At 65.8% G+C, this 16,970-nt stretch carries 13 protein-coding genes; 7 read left to right on the top strand and 6 right to left on the bottom strand.

Annotated features, from left to right (window positions below; all coding sequences use genetic code 11):
• Nucleotides 1-172: 172 nt before the first annotated feature.
• The 3 genes from ACT7DK_RS16240 to ACT7DK_RS16250 form a co-directional block, all read right to left on the bottom strand.
• Nucleotides 173-886, bottom strand: a complete 714-nt coding sequence (locus tag ACT7DK_RS16240; protein ID WP_445400965.1) for a GntR family transcriptional regulator — start codon at nucleotides 884-886, stop codon at nucleotides 173-175.
• Nucleotides 887-964: 78 nt separating this feature from the next.
• Nucleotides 965-2,977 (bottom strand): UvrD-helicase domain-containing protein, encoded by a 2,013-nt coding sequence (locus tag ACT7DK_RS16245; RefSeq protein WP_445400967.1) that lies wholly within the window; start codon nucleotides 2,975-2,977, stop codon nucleotides 965-967.
• 2 nt (nucleotides 2,978-2,979) lie between these two features.
• Nucleotides 2,980-3,405 carry an Lrp/AsnC family transcriptional regulator gene (locus ACT7DK_RS16250; protein ID WP_445400969.1) on the bottom strand — a complete coding sequence of 142 codons (426 nt, stop codon included), beginning with the start codon at nucleotides 3,403-3,405 and terminating at the stop codon, nucleotides 2,980-2,982.
• A 139-nt stretch (nucleotides 3,406-3,544) separates the two neighbouring features.
• Between ACT7DK_RS16250 and yjeH the strand changes: the two genes are divergently transcribed.
• The 3 genes from yjeH to ACT7DK_RS16265 all read left to right on the top strand — a co-directional run bounded on the left by yjeH (nucleotide 3,545) and on the right by ACT7DK_RS16265 (nucleotide 8,771).
• A complete protein-coding gene (gene yjeH / locus ACT7DK_RS16255) occupies nucleotides 3,545-4,819 on the top strand; it encodes an L-methionine/branched-chain amino acid transporter (RefSeq protein WP_445400971.1) in 1,275 nt (424 codons plus the stop codon).
• 138 nt (nucleotides 4,820-4,957) lie between these two features.
• Nucleotides 4,958-7,000, top strand: coding sequence for a sensor domain-containing diguanylate cyclase (locus ACT7DK_RS16260; RefSeq protein WP_445400973.1), 2,043 nt, complete (start codon nucleotides 4,958-4,960; stop codon nucleotides 6,998-7,000).
• 226 nt (nucleotides 7,001-7,226) lie between these two features.
• Complete coding sequence (locus ACT7DK_RS16265) at nucleotides 7,227-8,771, top strand: diguanylate cyclase (RefSeq protein ID WP_445400975.1); 1,545 nt, start codon at nucleotides 7,227-7,229, stop codon at nucleotides 8,769-8,771.
• A gap of 42 nt (nucleotides 8,772-8,813) precedes the next feature.
• On the opposite strand, the gene fghA is transcribed toward ACT7DK_RS16265, so the two are convergent.
• Together fghA and ACT7DK_RS16275 are read right to left on the bottom strand one after the other, a co-directional pair.
• Complete coding sequence (gene fghA / locus ACT7DK_RS16270; protein ID WP_445400977.1) at nucleotides 8,814-9,659, bottom strand: S-formylglutathione hydrolase; 846 nt, start codon at nucleotides 9,657-9,659, stop codon at nucleotides 8,814-8,816.
• A 346-nt stretch (nucleotides 9,660-10,005) separates the two neighbouring features.
• Nucleotides 10,006-11,130: an S-(hydroxymethyl)glutathione dehydrogenase/class III alcohol dehydrogenase gene (locus tag ACT7DK_RS16275; RefSeq protein ID WP_445400979.1), complete on the bottom strand. Its 1,125-nt coding sequence runs from the start codon at nucleotides 11,128-11,130 to the stop codon at nucleotides 10,006-10,008.
• Between the two features lie 209 nt (nucleotides 11,131-11,339).
• Here ACT7DK_RS16275 and ACT7DK_RS16280 point away from each other — a divergent pair, with 209 nt between their 5' ends.
• From ACT7DK_RS16280 to ACT7DK_RS16295, 4 genes are all read left to right on the top strand, one after another.
• Complete coding sequence (locus ACT7DK_RS16280; protein WP_445400981.1) at nucleotides 11,340-12,209, top strand: LysR family transcriptional regulator; 870 nt, start codon at nucleotides 11,340-11,342, stop codon at nucleotides 12,207-12,209.
• Between the two features lie 117 nt (nucleotides 12,210-12,326).
• Nucleotides 12,327-13,097, top strand: a complete 771-nt coding sequence (locus ACT7DK_RS16285; RefSeq protein ID WP_445400983.1) for a helix-turn-helix domain-containing protein — start codon at nucleotides 12,327-12,329, stop codon at nucleotides 13,095-13,097.
• Between the two features lie 185 nt (nucleotides 13,098-13,282).
• Nucleotides 13,283-14,779 carry a sodium/proline symporter PutP gene (putP, locus tag ACT7DK_RS16290; protein ID WP_445400985.1) on the top strand — a complete coding sequence of 499 codons (1,497 nt, stop codon included), beginning with the start codon at nucleotides 13,283-13,285 and terminating at the stop codon, nucleotides 14,777-14,779.
• Between the two features lie 101 nt (nucleotides 14,780-14,880).
• Complete coding sequence (locus ACT7DK_RS16295) at nucleotides 14,881-16,332, top strand: helicase HerA-like domain-containing protein (protein WP_445400987.1); 1,452 nt, start codon at nucleotides 14,881-14,883, stop codon at nucleotides 16,330-16,332.
• Nucleotides 16,333-16,493: 161 nt separating this feature from the next.
• Here the strand turns inward: ACT7DK_RS16295 and bfr are convergent, their stop codons facing one another.
• A complete protein-coding gene (bfr, locus tag ACT7DK_RS16300) occupies nucleotides 16,494-16,964 on the bottom strand; it encodes a bacterioferritin (RefSeq protein WP_445400989.1) in 471 nt (156 codons plus the stop codon).
• Between the last annotated feature and the right edge of the window lie 6 nt (nucleotides 16,965-16,970).

Below are 16,970 nucleotides of genomic sequence, written 5' to 3' on the forward strand. Positions count from 1 at the left end.
CACCAGCAAGGAACTCAACTGCAAGCATCAGCATTTGCCTGCCGACTAAAGCGGATCATGTCTAACATGACTGATTTTTAAAATATTATTGTGTCAAAGGACAGGCCAGAAGTAATGGCAAGTTGGAAATGGGGGTATTAAGGAGGAAATGGACCAAGCCCCCCGCACCGGCTCAGCGCGGGCCGGCTTCCGCCTCGGTTTGCAGTTCGGCGAACAGCGCCGCCAGATCCAGGCCTTGCTCTTCTTCCTCGGTCAGCTCCAGGCTGGCCTCCAGGTGTTCCAGGTGGCGGCGCATGGACAGGGCGGCCGTGTCGGCCTCCCCCGCCGCCACCAGATCCAGCAGCCTGCCGTGCTCTTCACAATGGCAGTGGTGGGCGTTTCTGTCCTTCTGATACATGCTGACGATAAGCGAGGTCTTGGCGATCATCCGTTCCAGCACCTCCACCAGCAGGCGGTTGCCGCCGAGCCTGGCCAGCTCCACGTGAAAGCGGGCGGCGCAGTCCACCGCCGCCGGCCGCCGGCCCTCCTCGACCGCCCGCCGCTCTTCTTCTATCAGCGCCCTGAGCGGGGCCAGCTCACCCCGCCGCTCGCCCCGGGCGGCCAGGGCCACCGCTTCTTCTTCCAGGATGCGGCGCATGGCGAACACCTCGGCCGCCTCCTGCTGGCTGGGACAGGCCACGGTGGCCCCCCGGTTGGCGGCGATGGCCACCAGCCCCTGATGGCTGAGCTCCAGCAGGGCGGCGCGCACATGGTTGCGGTTGGCGCCCAGCGCCTCGGACAGCCGGGTTTCCACCAGCCGGGTGCCCGGCGCCAGCCGCTGCTCCAGGATGGCGCGGGAAATGATACCGACGATACGCTGGATTTCCCTTCGTTTGATACTGGGCACTTTCCCTCCCGGAATGCATAAATTTTCATGTAAAAAAGATTAACAAAACCGCCGGACCGGCTCCAGCCTCTTGTTGCCCTAGCCCCAGCGGCTGACGCCGGGGTAGCCGCCGTCGAGCAGCTCCTTGACGAACACCGAGGGGATCTGCCGGTCGGCCAGCAGGAACACCTGATCCCGGGCCCGGGTCAGCCCCACATAGAACAACCGGCGCTCCTCGGCATGGGGGAAGGCTTCCTCCTCCGGCAGCAGCAGCTCCAGCAGGCTGGGGCCGCTCTTGTCGGGGGGAAAGCCGTAACGTCCCCGCACCAGGCCCAGCAGGATCACGCAGTCCGCCTCCTTGCCCTTGGCGCCGTGCAGGGTCTGGGCCTCCAGCCGGAGATCCGGGAAACGCCGGCGCCAGCCCGCCAGCTGGGACTCGTCCGGCAGGCTGAAACGGAAGCGGGCCAGCAGGTAGACGGAGGCGTCCGGCCGCTGGGCCGCGATCTGCCCCAGCAGCCGGGTCACCGCGTCCATCTGGCTGTCGTGCGCCACCGGCAGCACGTGCACGCAGGGTCCCTCGCTGCGTTTGTGGGTACCCAGGGTTTTGGGCAACTGGCCGGGGTTGCGGGTCACGAAGCGGCTGGCCACCTGCTCGATACGGTTGTTGAAGCGGAAGGTCTGGTCCAGGACGGTGATCCGGCTGGCGCCGAAGTGGTCCGCAAAGCGGGTGGTCAGCGACACATCGGCGCCGCTGAAGCGGTAGATGGCCTGCCAGTCGTCCCCCACGCAGAACAGGGAAAGTCCGGGTGCCGCGTCGCGCAGGGCCTTGAGCAGTTCGGCCCGGGGCACGGAAATGTCCTGGAACTCGTCCACCAGCACATGGCGCCAGGGCACCTCGAACCGGCCCTGGCGCACATAATCGCTGGCCTTTTCGATCATGTCGTCGAAGTCGATGTCGCCCCGCTCGCGCAGCTGCGCCTGGTAACGGTGCAGCAGCGGCCGCACCAGGGCCAGTTGTTCGTCCTGCTCCGGGGTCAGTTCGAAGGGATCCGGCTCGCCATAGAGCTTAAGCGCCGCCACCAGCGGTGCCCACTCCCGCGCCAGCCGCATGAAATCCGGCCGGGGCACCACCTGGAAGCGGTGGCGGCGCAGCCAGTCGAGCAGCCGCTCGCCGTAGGCCGGATCCTCCTGCCCGAACTGCTCCAGCCAGGCGGCGAAGGCGCCCTGGCGGGCCCGCTCGTCCTGGGCCAGCGGGCTCAGGGGCGGGGTGCGCCCCTCCACCCGGGACAGTATCATCAGCCCCAGGGCATGAAAGGTGCTGACCTTGACCGGAATGGTCTCGGGCCGGCGCGCCAGCCGCTCGGCCATTTCCGCCGCCGCCTCGTTGCCGAAGGCCAGCAGCAGCAGTTCGTCGGCCCGGGCCTGGCACGACGCCAGCAGAAAGGCGGCCCGCGCCGCCATCACGCTGGTCTTGCCGCAGCCGGCCCCGGCCAGCACCAGGTTGTGGTCTTCGTCCACCACGCAGGCCAGGCGCTGGGCCGGGGTCAGCGGATGGGCTTCCAGGCCGTCGAACAGGGCGCCGTGCTCGGCCAGGGCCTGCCGGCAATAATCCTGGCAGCACTGCTCCCACCAGGCCTCGTCCGCCGCCTGCAGCGTGGCCACCAGCTCGAACGCCGCCCGGCCCCGGTCGTCCAGCGACGCGGGCGGCGGACAGGCGGACCAGTCCACCGCCTCCCCGGCCACCAGCGCCTTCAGCCGCCGCCAGCGGGAATGGCGCAGGTAGCCGGCTTCCAGCAGTCCCAGGCATTGCTCCGCCAGGGGCAGTACCCGGTTCGCATGATATCGGTACCAGCCCAGGGTGACCGCCTCGGCCAGGGGCTCGGCCACCGCCCGGGGCAGCCAGCCCAGCTCGATGTCGCCCTGGGTGCAGAACAGCCGCAGCCGGTACAGGCGGCGGGCCTCCTCCAGCCGGGGCGGCGCGCTCAGCTCGTGCCAGCCGAGCCCGTGGCGCTCGCGCTTCAGGTGCAGCACCAGGCCGTCCGCGGTCAGCTCGGTGGCCAGGAAGGGATGGTTGAACCAGGGCGCCAGCCAGTGGGCCTTGTATATCTGCATGCTCACCCCAGGTTGTTGATAAGCTCGGACAAGATCATGTGGGTTTTCACCGTTTTGATATTGGGCATGTTCTCGATCTGGCCGCGCACCTCGTCCAGCCGGGCCATGGAGGCCGCCTCCACATACACCAGCATGTCGGTCTCGCCGCTGATGGTGTAGCACAGCTTCACCTCGGGAATGGCGCGCAGCAGGGCGGCGTACTGCTCGCAGCGGTGTACCTGGTAATGCAGCTCGAAATAGGCGCGCACGGCACCGCCGCCCCCGCCGATGCGGGCGTGATAGCCGCGGATGATGCCCCGCTCCTCCAGCTGGCGGATGCGCTCGGACACCGCCGAGCGGGACAAGCTCACCTCGCGGGCGATGCTCGCCACCGCCATGCGGGCATTGGCCGCCAGCAGGGCCACTATCTGTCGATCGAATTTGTCCACCCGAGGCCTTTCTCCCACCGCCGGCGAAACGGCGGCACAAAGCGACGAACTGCCGCCGGCAAACGGCGTTTTGCAGCGTCGGAATCTGATGCGTGGGCGCTAATATATCAGAATTCTCAGGCACGGAATCGAAACTAAAATGGCACGTTTGAACAAGGAACTGGGGCTGGCCCATGGCACCGGCATGATGGCCACCTCATTGCTCGGCACCGGCATCTTCGTGGTGCCGGCGGTGGCCGCCAGCATCGCCGGCCCGGGCTCGCTGTGGGCCTGGCTGGGGCTGATACTGCTAGTGCTGCCGGTGGCATTCAGCTTCGCCCGCCTGGGCCAGTGCTTTCCCCACGCCGGCGGCGCGCCGCACCTGATCGGCCGGGGCCTGGGCGCGCCCATGGAAAAACTGGCCGCCTTCCTGTTCCTGGCGGTGTTGCCGGTCGGCCTTCCCGCCGCCCTCACCCTCACCGCCGGCTTCTGGCACGCCCTGTTCGACCTTTCCGCCGGCGGCGATCTGCTGGTGCAGCTCGGCACCCTGGGGCTCATCCTGCTGCTCGGCAGCCGCAAGGCCCGGGCCTCGGGCCTGGTACAGGTGCTGATCGCCCTGAGCATAGTGTTGCTGTTGCTGGCCATCTGGTGGGCCGGCGGCCTGCTGGCGGCCCCGCCCGTCCTGCCGCCCCTCGCCCAGGTGCAATGGGGCCTGCTGCCCGCCGCCCTGGGAGTGATGTTCTGGTGCTTCGTGGGGCTGGAAGCCTTTACTCATATGGGGGAAGAATTCAAAAATCCCCGGCGGGACTTTCCCCTGGCGCTGCTGTTCGGGGTGCTGCTGGCCGGGCTGGTGTACCTGGGCTGTGCCCTGGCGGTGCTCCGCTTCGGGGTATTCGGTGATGAGCTGGCCAACACCACCTCCATCCCCACCCTGATGGCCCGGCTGTTCGGCGAGGGCGGGCGCTGGGCGGCGGCGCTGGTGGGCTACCTGGCCTGCTTCGCCAGCATCAATATCTATATCCAGGGCTTCGCCCGGCTGCTGTGGAGCCTGGCGGACGAGGGCAAGCTGCCCGCGAGCCTCGCCCGCCTCAACCGCAACGGCGCACCGCTGCGCGCCCTGGCCTGGGTGATCGGCGTCTGCGCCCTCTGCGTGCTGGCCGCCTGGCTGTTCCGGCTGCCGCTGGATACCCTGATCCGCTACGCCAACGGCAACTTCATCCTGGTCTACCTGCTCGCCATGGTGGCGGGAGTCAGGCTGCTCACCGGCCCCTGGCGCGCCCTGGCGGCCCTGGCCAGCCTGCTCTGCCTGGGGGTGCTGCTCTCGCTCGGGCCGGAGGCGGGCTACGCCCTGGCCCTGGGCACCGGCTTTGTGGCCTGGCGCGCCCGGCACCGGAAAAAGCCGCGCCAGCCACTGCCCCCGGAAACCATGGCCTGAGGCCTGTCGATTGACGTGACTGCGTGGCCGAGCCCCTGATAAACCCGATACAAGTCATGGCAATATCACCCGGAGCGGGGTAATATCGGCGCCCTCGCTCAGGGCTCAGCCCTGCCATGGACACAGGCAGCGCCACTCATGTTCGATCCCGCTCGCTCGCGCCTTCCCCGCGCCCTTCCCCCCCTGGCCGTACCGGTGTTGGCAGCCGTACTGGTCGCCGCCCTCTGGTTTGCCCTGCTGCTCGAGCAGGACCGCAATCGTGTCGCGGTGAAACGCGACGCCCGCAACGAGGCGGCCAACCTGGCCCGCACCTTCGAGGAGCATGTGGTGCGCACCTTTCATGATGTCGATGCCGTCCTGTTGCTGCTGCGACAGGCCTGGCGCCAGGGGCGGCCCCACTTCGACGCCATGGTCCCCATCATTCAGTCCATCTACGATAAAGCCCTGCTGGTGCAGATCGCGGTGATCGGGGCCGACGGCCTGCTCGCCTATTCCAGCCTGGACCCCGGTGCCCCGAGGATGGATCTCGGCGATCGCGAGCATTTCCAGGTCCATCGCGACGGCCGGGAGGACAGCCTGTTTATCAGCAAACCGATACTGGGCCGGGTGTCGGGCCACTACAGCATCCAGATGACCCGCCCGCTCCTGGCCGGCGCCGACGGTTTCGAAGGCGTGCTGGTCATTTCCCTGAGCACGGATTACTTTTCCCGTTTTTTCAGCTCGGTCGATCTGGGCCGAAACGGCTCCATCTCCCTGGTCGGTACCGATGGGGTCTTCCGGGCCCGGGGCAGCGACTTCAAACTGGATACCGGCACCATCGGCACCCGGGTGCCGCCCGACCGGCCCTTCCTTCAGCCCGGCGCCCCGGCCGCCGGCCTCTACCAGGCCGACAGCGCCGTGGACGGCATCACCAGATTCGTCAGCTACCGCCGGTTGCCCGGCTATCCCATGGTGGTGGCGGTGACCAAGGCTGTCGAGGAGGTGTTCGCCGACCATGAGCGGCGCTGGCTCCGCTATCGCCTGGGGGCCGGGCTGGTCTCGCTGCTGCTGCTGGCGGGGGCGGGCTGGCTGGCCCGCTCGCTGCAACTGCAGCGCCAGTTCAAACACCGGCTGCTGGAGCAGCAGCGGCGGCTGCGGTATGTCAACGACAGCCTGCGGATCCTGAACGACATCGCCACCCGGCAGGACGAAACGCTTTCCACCCGGCTGCATCGGGCGTTGGAGCTCGGCTGCCGTCACCTGGGGGTGGAGTTCGGCATCGTCAGCCAGGTGTCCGGTGACCGCTACAGGGTCGAGTGCTGCTGCGTGCCGCCGGCGGCGACACTGAAGGACGGGGATGAATTCGTGCTGGCCCAGACCTATTGTTCGATCACGCTCGGGACCAGGGATCTGGTGACCATAGAGCACATGAGCGACTCCGAATATGCCGGCCATCCCTGCTTCGACAGTTTCCGGCTGGAAGCCTATTTCGGCATCCCTATCAGGGTCAACGGCGCCGTCTACGGCACCCTGAATTTCTCCTCGGCACGGCCCCACTCCCGTCCCTTCGACCGCAGCGACAAGGAGTTCCTGCGCCTGCTGGCCCGCTGGGTGGGAACTGTGATTGCCGAAGAGCGCACGCGCAACGAGCTGAAAACCCTGGCGACGACGGACTCCCTGACCGGGGCCATGAACCGGGGCTGCTTCGTGACCGAGGCCCAGCAGGAGCTCGGCCGGGCCCGGCGCTACCAGCAGCCACTGTCGGTGCTGCTGCTCGATCTCGATAACTTCAAGCGTGTCAACGACAATTACGGCCACGGTGCGGGCGATGAGGTGCTTAAAGCCGTGGCCGAGATCAGCCGGGAGACCTTGCGCACCAGCGATCTGTTCGCCCGGCTCGGCGGCGAGGAGTTCGCCGCCCTGCTTCCCAATACCCCCGCGGCCGAGGCGATGGAAGTGGGCGAACGATTACGACTGCGGATTGCGGCCACCCCAGTCCCGACAGCAGGACAGCGGGTCTCGGTCACCATCAGCGCCGGCGTCACCGAACTGGTCGACGGGGATGACTTCAATACCCTCTACAACAGGGCCGATGCCGCCCTCTACCGGGCCAAGCACCGGGGCAGGAACCGTATTGCGGGCAGCCTCGCATCATCCCCCGGCCTGATTCCGCCAGCCGCCGAAAAAGCAACGACCGGTTAACACCCCAAGCGCCATCATGCCGACGGTCCCGCCCACAAAAATAAGCCGCACAGGCTGACCCATGGTGATAAAGTGGGCCCAGTTCCATTTACATCCTACCATGGATGATAACCCAGCCCGATCACGGGCAAGGCGGGCCAGGGATAGGGCCATCCGGTTGCGCGAGGCGATCCCTCGCATGTCGCGGGGAAGACGCGGCCGCCGGATCCAGTCATGAGGTATGTTGATGAGCAATTTTCGGACCCTGGGCAAGGCCGATACACTGCTGGACAAACTCGGTGCCAGGCAATGGCTGGACACCGGGAACATGGTGCACAGCCTGCTGCTCGGCGGTAGCTGGCTGGTGTTGTGGCGCCTCGCCGTCCTGATGGAGTATGCCCCCCATGCCAGCATCTGGTTTCCTCCCGCCGGCCTGAGCTTCGCCGCCTTCCTGGTCATGGGCCTGCACGCCCTGCCCGTCATAGCGCTGTGCGGCTTCGTCGCCACCTTCTGGGTGGATGCCATGTACGGCACTCAGCAACCCTGGCTGCAGCTGGCCTACTCGGGGCTGCTGTTCGCCCTGGCCCACAGCCTCTCCTACTGGGGCGGCGCCGCCCTGCTCAGACGGATGTTCAAGAACACCACCGCCGATGCCCTCCCCAGGTTCATCCTGGGTTTTCTGCTCCTCGGTTCGCTGTCGGCGTTGCTCGCCGCCCTGCTCGGCACCCAGGTGCTTGCCATCACCGGCCTGATCACGGCCGACGAAGCCTCGGGCATCTGGTTGCCTTGGTGGATAGGCGACATGGCCGGGGTCATAGTGTTAACCCCGCTGTTCATCGGCCTGCTCTGCTGGCGCTACCCCTCCCTGGAAACCCGGCTGGGCGGCCTGGATTTCCGTCGCTCGGGCCGGGGCCGTTACGCCTACCTGCTCAAACTGCTGCTCAGCGCCTCGCTGCTCAGCCTGACGCTGCTGCTGGCCGACAGGTTCCGCGAGCCCGAGGTCGCCTTCGCGATCTTTTTCCTGATCATTCCGCAGATGTGGATCGTCTATACCGAAAGCGCCTTTCGCACCGCCCTGAGTCTGGCCATCTTCAGTGCCCTGACGGCCATCGGGGTCGCGCTACTGGGGCTGATGGAGCCGGCCCTGGTGTACCAGTTTGCCATTTGCGTGATCGCCGCCAGCGCCTATTTCGGCCTGGCGGTGCCCGTGCTAGCCGCCCACAACAGGCAACTGAAGGCATGGGCCCACCAGGACGGCTTGACCGGCATCAGCAGCAGGCTGTACTTCTTCGAATGCGGAGAGCAAAAACGGGAACAGGCCCGGCGTTACCACCAGCCCGTTTCGCTCCTGGTGTTTGACATCGATCATTTCAAACAGATCAACGATCGATATGGCCATACGATGGGGGATACCACCCTGGCAACGATTGCCGACAGTATCCGGCCGGTACTGAGGCAGTCCGATTTGTTCGGCCGTTTCGGCGGCGACGAGTTCATGCTGCTGTTGCCGGGTATCGCGCTCGACCAGGCGCTCGACACCTCGGAACGGTTGCGCCGGTTGCTGCAGGAGCAGTACCTGGCCAACATCGAACAGCGGTTGTCCGCCAGCTTCGGGGTGGTGGAGATACAGCCGGAGGAAAGCCTGATGGACGCCTTTGAACGGGCCGATGAAAACCTGTTCAAGGCCAAACGAGGCGGCCGCAACAGGGTATGCGCGGAGCCACCCGCCAGGCAGCCCCGGGCAGGTAGCCCCGGGAACCACGACGCCCACCGGCCAGGAGCAACGGAGTGAGCCGCCCTGTTCCGGCTCTTTATGCACCGGGGACAGGGATAACTAGCGGCCGGCCAGATGGCGGGCGTGGAAGCGCAGGTGCTCCTCGATAAAACTGGCGATGAAGTAGTAGCTGTGATCGTAGCCCGGTTGCAGTCGCAGGCTGAGATCGGCGCCGGCCGTATCGGCGGCGGCCTGCAGGGCCTCGGGTTTGAGCTGCTCGGCGAGGAAGTTGTCCGCCTCGCCCTGATCCACCAGCATCGGCAGCGGGCAGCCTTTTTCCCTGAGCAGCAGGCTGGCGTCGTACTGTGCCCAGGCGCTTTCATCCCCGCCCAGGTAGGCGGTGAAGGCTTTCCGTCCCCAGGGACAGTCCACCGGGTTGCTGATGGGCGCGAAGGCCGACACCGAGACGAAGCGCGCCGGATGGCGCAGGGCCAGCACCAGGGCACCGTGGCCGCCCATGGAGTGGCCGCTGATGGCGCGCCGGCCGTCGACCGGCAACTCGGCCTCCACCAGCGCCGGCAGCTCGTTCAGCACATAGTCGTACATGCGGTAGTGCCGGCTCCAGGGCGCCTGGGTGGCATTCACATAGAAGCCGGCGCCCAGGCCCAGATCGTAGGCGCCGTCGCCGTCGTCCGGCACCCCTTCGCCGCGCGGGCTGGTGTCGGGGATGATCAGCGCCAGCCCGAGCTCGGCGGCCACCCGCTGGGCACCGGCCTTGGTGGCAAAGTTCTCGTCGGTGCAGGTGAGGCCCGACAGCCAGTACAATGCCGGCACCGGCCCCTGCTCCGCCTGGGGCGGCAGGAACACGGAAAACTGCATGCTGCAGTTGAGGCTTTGGGCGTCATGCCGGTAGCGGATTTGGCGACCGCCGAAGCATTTTTGTTCTTGTACGAGTTGCATGGTCAATCCTTGGTTGTTCGTCTGATTGCTCCCGTGCGGAGCCTGACAACGAGAAAGCCCGGGGCTGCCAGCCCTGGATTCCCGCCTTCGCGGGAATGGCGGGGCAGATCGGGCTGCAAGGGCCACTTCATTGGACCAGTCAGCCGCGGAGCCCTATCCGGTCGAATCAATTCGACCCTACAAGTCGGTCCGGTTTTTCCCGCCGCCCCCGCGAAGGCGGGGCCCATGCCACTGCACGGCGCCGATGACATGGATTCCCGCCGGAACGGATGAGCAGGGCCCGTTTCAACGGCCGCCAACACCGAGGTTGAAGGCGGTCGAATAAATTCAGCCCTACAGGCCCGCCATCCCCTTATTTGTTGTACAGGATCACCGAGCGGATGGACTTGCCTTCGTGCATCAGATCGAAGGCGTGGTTGATGTCGTCCAGGCCCATAGTGTGGGTGATGAAGGTGTCCAGCTCGAACTCGCCGTTCAGGTACTGCTCGACGATGCCGGGCAGCTGGGAGCGTCCCTTCACGCCGCCGAAGGCGCTGCCGCGCCAGACCCGGCCGGTCACCAGCTGGAAGGGACGGGTGGAAATCTCGGCGCCCGCCGGAGCCACGCCGATGATCACCGACTCGCCCCAGCCCTTGTGGCAGCACTCCAGGGCCGAGCGCATCACCTTGACGTTGCCGATGCATTCGAAGGAGAAGTCCACGCCGCCATCGGTCATGTCGACGATCACGTCCTGGATCGGCTTGTCGAACTTGCTGGGGTTGACGCAGTCGGTGGCACCCAGCTTTTTGGCGATCTCGAACTTGTCTTCGTTGATGTCGACGGCGATGATGCGCCCGGCCTTGGCCTGCACGGCGCCGATGATCACCGCCAGGCCGATGCCGCCCAGGCCGAACACGGCGACGGTGTCACCCGGCTGCACCTTGGCGGTGTTCTTCACCGCACCCATGCCGGTGGTCACGCCGCAGCCCAGCAGGCACACCTTTTCCAGCGGGGCTTCCGGGCTGATCTTGGCCAGGGAGATCTCCGGCACCACGGTATATTCGGAGAAGGTGGAGCAGCCCATGTAGTGGTAGATGGGCTGGCCGTCCTTGGAGAAACGGGTGGTTCCGTCGGGCATCAGGCCCTTGCCCTGGGTGGCGCGCACCGCCTGGCACAGGTTGGTCTTGCCGGATTTGCAGAACTTGCACTCGCCGCATTCGGCGGTGTACAGCGGGATCACGTGGTCGCCCACGGCCAGGCTGGTCACGCCCTCGCCCACCGCTTCCACTATGCCCGCACCCTCGTGGCCGAGGATGGCCGGGAACACCCCTTCGGCGTCGTCGCCGGACAGGGTGTAGGCGTCGGTGTGGCAGACGCCGGTGGCGACGATGCGCACCAGCACCTCGCCCTTCTGGGGTGGCATCAGATCCACTTCTTCGATGCTGAGCGGCTTGCCCGGCTCCCAGGCCACGGCGGCGCGGGTCTTGATCATGTCCATGCTTGGCTCCTTTTGGATAAAACGGGCGCTGCCCCTCGGGCCCATGTCAATGGGCCATCAGCCGGTCGACTGAAGTCGACCCTACAACTCTGCCGGTGTTTCCCGCTCCCTGGCGGGGGCGAGAACGCGCCAACACTTTCCTGATTGTATTACACCGCCGAGTCGTGATAATGACCTTCAGAGCAAATGATTTTTACAGCTGAGTAATAATGACCACCTGGGACGGTATCAACGAATTCATCTGCGTGGTGGAAACCGACAGTTTCACCGCCGCCGCCCGGCGGCTGGAGGTGTCGGTGGCCCATGTCAGCCGGCGCATCAGCCAGCTGGAAGACCGGCTGGGCGCCAAGCTGCTGTATCGCACCACTCGCAAGCTGCGGCTCACCGAGGTGGGCCAGCTCTACTACCGCCATACCCGCAAGGTGCTGGACGAACTGGCCGAGGCCGAGCGCATGGTGACGGCGATGGAAGGCCGGCCGGTGGGCCGGCTGCGCATCACGGCCCCGGTCTATTACGGTGAGCGCTTCCTAGCTCCCCTGGTCAACGACTTCCTGCTGCTGCACCCGGCGCTGGAACTGGACCTGGTGCTCACCAACCAGACGGTGGATCTGGTGCAGGAAGGTTTCGACCTGGCCATCCGCCTGGGCCGGCTCGATTCCTCGACCCTGATGTGCCGCAAACTGGCCCGGCGCACCCAGTATCTGTGCGCCTCCCCCGCCTATCTCGCCAGCCAGGGCACTCCCGTCACCCTGGCCGACCTGAGCCGGCACAGATGCCTGGCCGGCACCGTGGATCACTGGCGTTTCGTCGAGCAGGGCCAGCCCAGGGCCTTCCGCCTGGGCAGCGGTTGGCACTGCAACTCGGGACTGGCGCTGAAGGACGCCGCCCTCAAGGGCCTCGGCATAGCACAGCTGCCCGATTACTATGTGCAGGAAGAACTGGCCCGGGGCGAGCTGGTCAGCCTGCTGGACCAGTACCGGCTGCCGGACGACGGCATCTGGGTGCTCTATCCCCACAACCGCCATCTTTCTCCCAAGGTACGCTTGCTGGTGGACTTTCTGGTGGAAAGGTTGGGATAGCGCTGGGCACGTGCCGCAGCCGCCATGCCCCCGGTACCATGGAGCCCGGGCGGCTTCGGGTGTACAATTGGTGCCGTTATCAACGCCGACCGCCCTCCAACCGCGAAGGAAAGTCCCATGCCTGCTTTTAAACCTTTTGAAATCATGGCATTACCCACGGAAATGGCCCAGCACCAGCATCACTACAACCAGATAGTGATAGGCCTGAACGGCCGGACCGAGTTCGAGCTCGGCGGCAACGGCAGCCTGATGGGGCCGGGCCAGGGCTGCCTGGTGTCTTCCGAGCTGGATCATGCCTTCGGCGGCCTGGGCTCCAACAGGATACTGGTGATCAACCTGTCGCTCAGCCCCACGCCGGCCCTGCCGGCGCAGCAGGAGCGGATGCACGGCCTGTTCGAACGTCCCCGTTACTTTCAGCTGCATCCCCAGGCCCAGCAACTGGTGTCGGTGCTGAGCGAGGAGATGCGCGCCAACCCGGACGATCACCTGCTCGGCCAGGCCTGCGCCCACACCCTGATGTGCGCCCTGCACCGGCACATGGCGTTTCCACGGGTGCAGCCCCGCGCCAAGCGCCTCAACCTGGAAGTGATCGACGCCTATATCGCCCAGCACCTGGGCCGCAAGATCACCGTGGCCCAGCTGGCCGGCTGCGCCTTCCTCGGGGAAAGCCAGTTCCACCTGTTGTTCAAGGAGCAGACCGGGCTGTCCCCCTACCAGTATGTGCTGGAAAAGCGGCTGAGCGAGGCCAAGAAGATGCTGGCCTTCAGCCAGCACAGCCTGGCCTATATCGCCCAGCACTGCGGCTTTTCCAGCCAGAGCCTGTTCACCCAGGTGTTCTCGAGCCGTTTCGACCTTTCTCCTTCCCGCTACCGCAAGCTGCACCGCTGATCACCCTTTCGGCAGCGGCGGAGTTTTCCTAAAAAATAACGCAGAAAAGCAAAAGACCCGGGCTGTCGTTCCCCCTACTATCCTTGTTAAGTAACAAAAGCTTAACCATGGCGGCCCAGCCCCATGGCCAATCCCACACTGCAATGTAACAGAAAGAACAGGAATCCATCCTGGAGGAACAGGGAATGATTGAATCCAACTTTGCCATCACCGGCACCTTTATCGTGTACCTTATCGGCATGATGGCCATCGGCTATTACGCCTACAAGCGCACGGCCAATTCGGCCGACTACTTCCTCGGTGGCCGTTCCCTGGGGCCCTGGCCTTCCGCCATTTCCGCCGGCGCCTCCGACATGAGCGGCTGGCTGCTGCTGGGCCTGCCCGGCTACGCCTACGCCGCCGGCATCGAGTCCCTGTGGCTGGCCGGCGGCCTGCTGCTGGGCACCTGGGCCAACTGGCTGTTCTGTGCCAAGCGGCTGCGTACCTACACCATAGAAACCGACAACGCCCTCACCATTCCCGAGTACCTGTCCCGCCGCTTCGAGGACAACTCCAAGCTGCTGCAGAGCATCTCGGCGTTCTTCATCCTGCTGTTCTTCCTGTTCTATACCAGCTCCGGCCTGGTGGCCGGCGGCAAGCTGTTCGAGACCGTGTTCGGCCTGGACTACAGCATCGCGGTGGTCGTCGGCACCCTGTGCATCGTCTCCTATACCCTGTTCGGCGGCTTCCTGGCCGTGTCCTGGACCGATCTGGTGCAAGGCCTGCTGATGGCCGCCGCCCTGCTGTTCGTGCCCATCGCCGCCATGGAAGGGGGCTTCGGCCAGCTGGGCAGCGACCTGCACAACCTCAACCCCGAGCTGCTGACCCTGTGGAACGACGTGAAGGGCGAGCCGCTGTCGGCCATCGCCATCATCTCGCTGGCCGCCTGGGGCCTGGGCTACTTCGGCCAGCCCCATATCCTGGCGCGCTTCAAGGCCACCCGCAGCAACAAGGACATCACCACCGCCCGCCGCATCGCCGTGACCTGGAGCTTCCTGTCCATGGCCGGTGCCGTGATGGTGGGCCTGGTCGGCCTGCTGTTTGTGCAAAACGCCCAGGGCGGCGAGCTGGCCGATCCGGAAACCATCTTCATGGTGCTGGTCAACACCATCTTCCACCCGGTGATCGCCGGTATCCTGCTGGCCGCCATCCTCGCCGCCATCATGAGCACCGCCGACTCCCAGCTGCTGGTGTCCTCCTCCGCCCTGGCGGAAGACTTCTACAAGCGGGTGTTCAACCCCAACGCCAGCTCCGAGAGCATCGTCAACGTGGGCCGCTTCGCGGTGATCGCCCTGTCCATCGTCGCCCTGGTGCTGGCCTTCAACCCGGACAGCACAGTGCTGGGCCTGGTGTCCTACGCCTGGGCCGGCTTCGGCGCCGCCTTCGGCCCCGCCCTGCTGTTCAGCCTGTACTGGCGCGACATGAACCGCAACGGCGCCCTGGCCGGGGTGCTGGTGGGCGGCATCACAGTGGTGGTGTGGAAGCAGATCTCCGGCGGCATCTTCGATCTCTACGAAATCGTCCCCGGTTTCATCTTCGCCTCCATCGCCATCGTACTGGTGAGCAAGCTGACCGGCGGCCCCGCCGCCTCGGTGACCAAGACCTTCGACAGCTACCAGAAGAGCCTCGAGACCCTGGACTGAAACACCGCTCCGTTCTCTTTCCCAAGCCCGGCTGCCGCCGGGCTTTTTTGAGCCCATCGGCTAAGCTTGTGGCAATCATCATCGCCATCAGGGCCAGCACCATGACCAGTTCTCAACTCCCGCTCGGCGGCACCCGGGAAGGGCAAGCCATCTCCCTGCACCTCCCCATGGCCAACCGCCACGGGCTGATCACCGGTGCCACCGGCACCGGCAAGACGGTTACCCTGCAGACCCTGGCGGAGGGGTTTTCCCGCGCCGGCACCCCGGTGTTCATGGCCGACGTCAAGGGCGATTTGTCCGGCCTGGCCGCCTCCGCCGACCCCGGCGGCAAGATTGCCGAGCGGCTGGCGCAGTTGGGGGTGGCGGACTACCAGCCCCGCCCCTGCCCCACCCTGTTCTGGGATCTGTTCGGCGCGGCCGGGCACCCGCTGCGCGCCACCATCTCGGAGCTGGGGCCGCTGTTGCTGGCCAATATCATGGAACTCAACGACACCCAGACCGGGGTGCTCTACGGCTGCTTCCGTATTGCCGACGACGAGGGCCTGCTGCTGCTCGATCTCAAGGATCTGCGCGCCCTGCTCGGTTGGGTGGCGGCAAACGGCAAGCGCCTGAGCCGGGACTACGGCAACCTCTCCAGCGCCAGCCTGGGTGCCATCCAGCGCCGTTTGCTGGTACTGGAGCAGGAAGGTGCCGAACATTTCTTCGGCGAGCCGTCGCTCAACCTGCGGGACCTGATGCAGAGGGACTTTTCCGGCCAGGGGGTGGTCAGCATTCTCGACGCCACCCGGCTGATGCAGACCCCCCGGCTCTACGCCACCTTCCTGCTCTGGCTGCTGAGCGAGTTGTTTGAAAACCTGCCGGAGGTCGGCGACCCGGCGCAGCCGGTGCTGGTGTTCTTCTTCGACGAGGCCCATCTGCTGTTCAACTCGGCCCCCAGGCCACTGCTGGAAAAAATCGAACAGCTGGTGCGGCTGATCCGCTCCAAGGGGGTGGGTGTGTACTTTATCAGCCAGAGTCCGCTCGATATTCCCGACACCGTACTGGGCCAGCTCGGCAACCGCGTCCAGCACGCCCTGCGCGCCTTCACCCCGCGGGATGAAAAGGCGGTCAAGGCCGCGGCCCGTACCTTCAGGGCCAACCCGGCCTTCGATACCCAGGCCGCCATCACCACCCTGGGCGTGGGCGAGGCGCTGGTGTCGGTGCTGGACGAAAAGGGCGCGCCCACGGCGGTGGAGATCACCCTGATCTGTCCGCCCGAGTCGCGTATCGGTCCGCTGAACGCGGAGGAGAGAGCCGCCAGACGTAGCGCCTCACCGCTGGCCGGGCGCTACGAGCAGCAGCTGGACAGGGAGTCGGCGTTCGAGCTGCTCGCGGCCAGGGTGGCGCAACAACAACGGGAGCAGGAGGAGCAGGCCCGGCCGGCCCCCCACCGGTCCGGCAACCGGGATTCCTTGCTGGAAAGCATCGCCAAGAGCACCCTGCGCAGCCTCGGCAGCCAGCTGGGCCGGCGCATCGCCCGGGGCCTGCTGGGATCCTTGCTGGGCGGGAAATGAGGACGACCGCCCCTCGCCCCGCCTCGTAGGATTGAATGTATTCGACCAGGCCTCGACACCGGTGTCGGGACCGTTAAGACGGGCCCGACGCAAAAAAGCCGGATCGACTTGCGTCGATCCGGCCCGGAGGGGTCCCTTGCCTGTACCCGCTAACGCCGGGCTCAGCCCATCTGGGACTGGAGGTAGTTGGGCAGGCCGATCTTGTCGATTAACCCCAGTTGCTGCTCCAGCCAGTGGGTGTGGTCGTGCTCAGTGTCTTCCAGCAGTTGCAGCAGCATATCTCGGGTCTGGTAGTCCCGCTCCTGCTCGCACAGGGCCATGATCCTGCGCAGATCCTCTATCACCTTGTATTCCAGGTTCAGATCGCTCTGGAGCATGGCAGGCACGTCCTTGCCGATATTGAGCGGCACCCGGGTCACCATGTCGGGGGTGCCTTCCAGGAACAGGATGCGCTCGATCAGCTTGGCGGCGTGGCCTTTCTCGTCCTCGAACTCGTGGTCGATGCGCTCGAACAGCTTCTTCAGACCCCAGTCGTCGTACATGCGGGAGTGGATAAAATACTGATCCATGGCGCTCAGCTCGCCGGCCAGCAGCTCGTTCAGTGCTGCAATAATCTTGCTGTTACCTTTCATCCGGGG

Source organism: Zobellella sp. An-6, assembly GCF_052487945.1.

What these genes read in the sequence shown, in the direction of transcription:
- ACT7DK_RS16245 (WP_445400967.1), bottom strand. Translation starts at nt 2,977, where the DNA reads ATGCAGATATACAAGGCCCACTGGCTGGCGCCCTGGTTCAACCATCCC.
- yjeH (WP_445400971.1), top strand. Translation starts at nt 3,545, where the DNA reads ATGGCACGTTTGAACAAGGAACTGGGGCTGGCCCATGGCACCGGCATG.
- ACT7DK_RS16260 (WP_445400973.1), top strand. Translation starts at nt 4,958, where the DNA reads ATGTTCGATCCCGCTCGCTCGCGCCTTCCCCGCGCCCTTCCCCCCCTG.
- ACT7DK_RS16265 (WP_445400975.1), top strand. Translation starts at nt 7,227, where the DNA reads ATGAGCAATTTTCGGACCCTGGGCAAGGCCGATACACTGCTGGACAAA.
- ACT7DK_RS16275 (WP_445400979.1), bottom strand. Translation starts at nt 11,130, where the DNA reads ATGGACATGATCAAGACCCGCGCCGCCGTGGCCTGGGAGCCGGGCAAG.
- ACT7DK_RS16280 (WP_445400981.1), top strand. Translation starts at nt 11,340, where the DNA reads ATGACCACCTGGGACGGTATCAACGAATTCATCTGCGTGGTGGAAACC.
- ACT7DK_RS16285 (WP_445400983.1), top strand. Translation starts at nt 12,327, where the DNA reads ATGCCTGCTTTTAAACCTTTTGAAATCATGGCATTACCCACGGAAATG.
- putP (WP_445400985.1), top strand. Translation starts at nt 13,283, where the DNA reads ATGATTGAATCCAACTTTGCCATCACCGGCACCTTTATCGTGTACCTT.
- ACT7DK_RS16295 (WP_445400987.1), top strand. Translation starts at nt 14,881, where the DNA reads ATGACCAGTTCTCAACTCCCGCTCGGCGGCACCCGGGAAGGGCAAGCC.
- bfr (WP_445400989.1), bottom strand. Translation starts at nt 16,964, where the DNA reads ATGAAAGGTAACAGCAAGATTATTGCAGCACTGAACGAGCTGCTGGCC.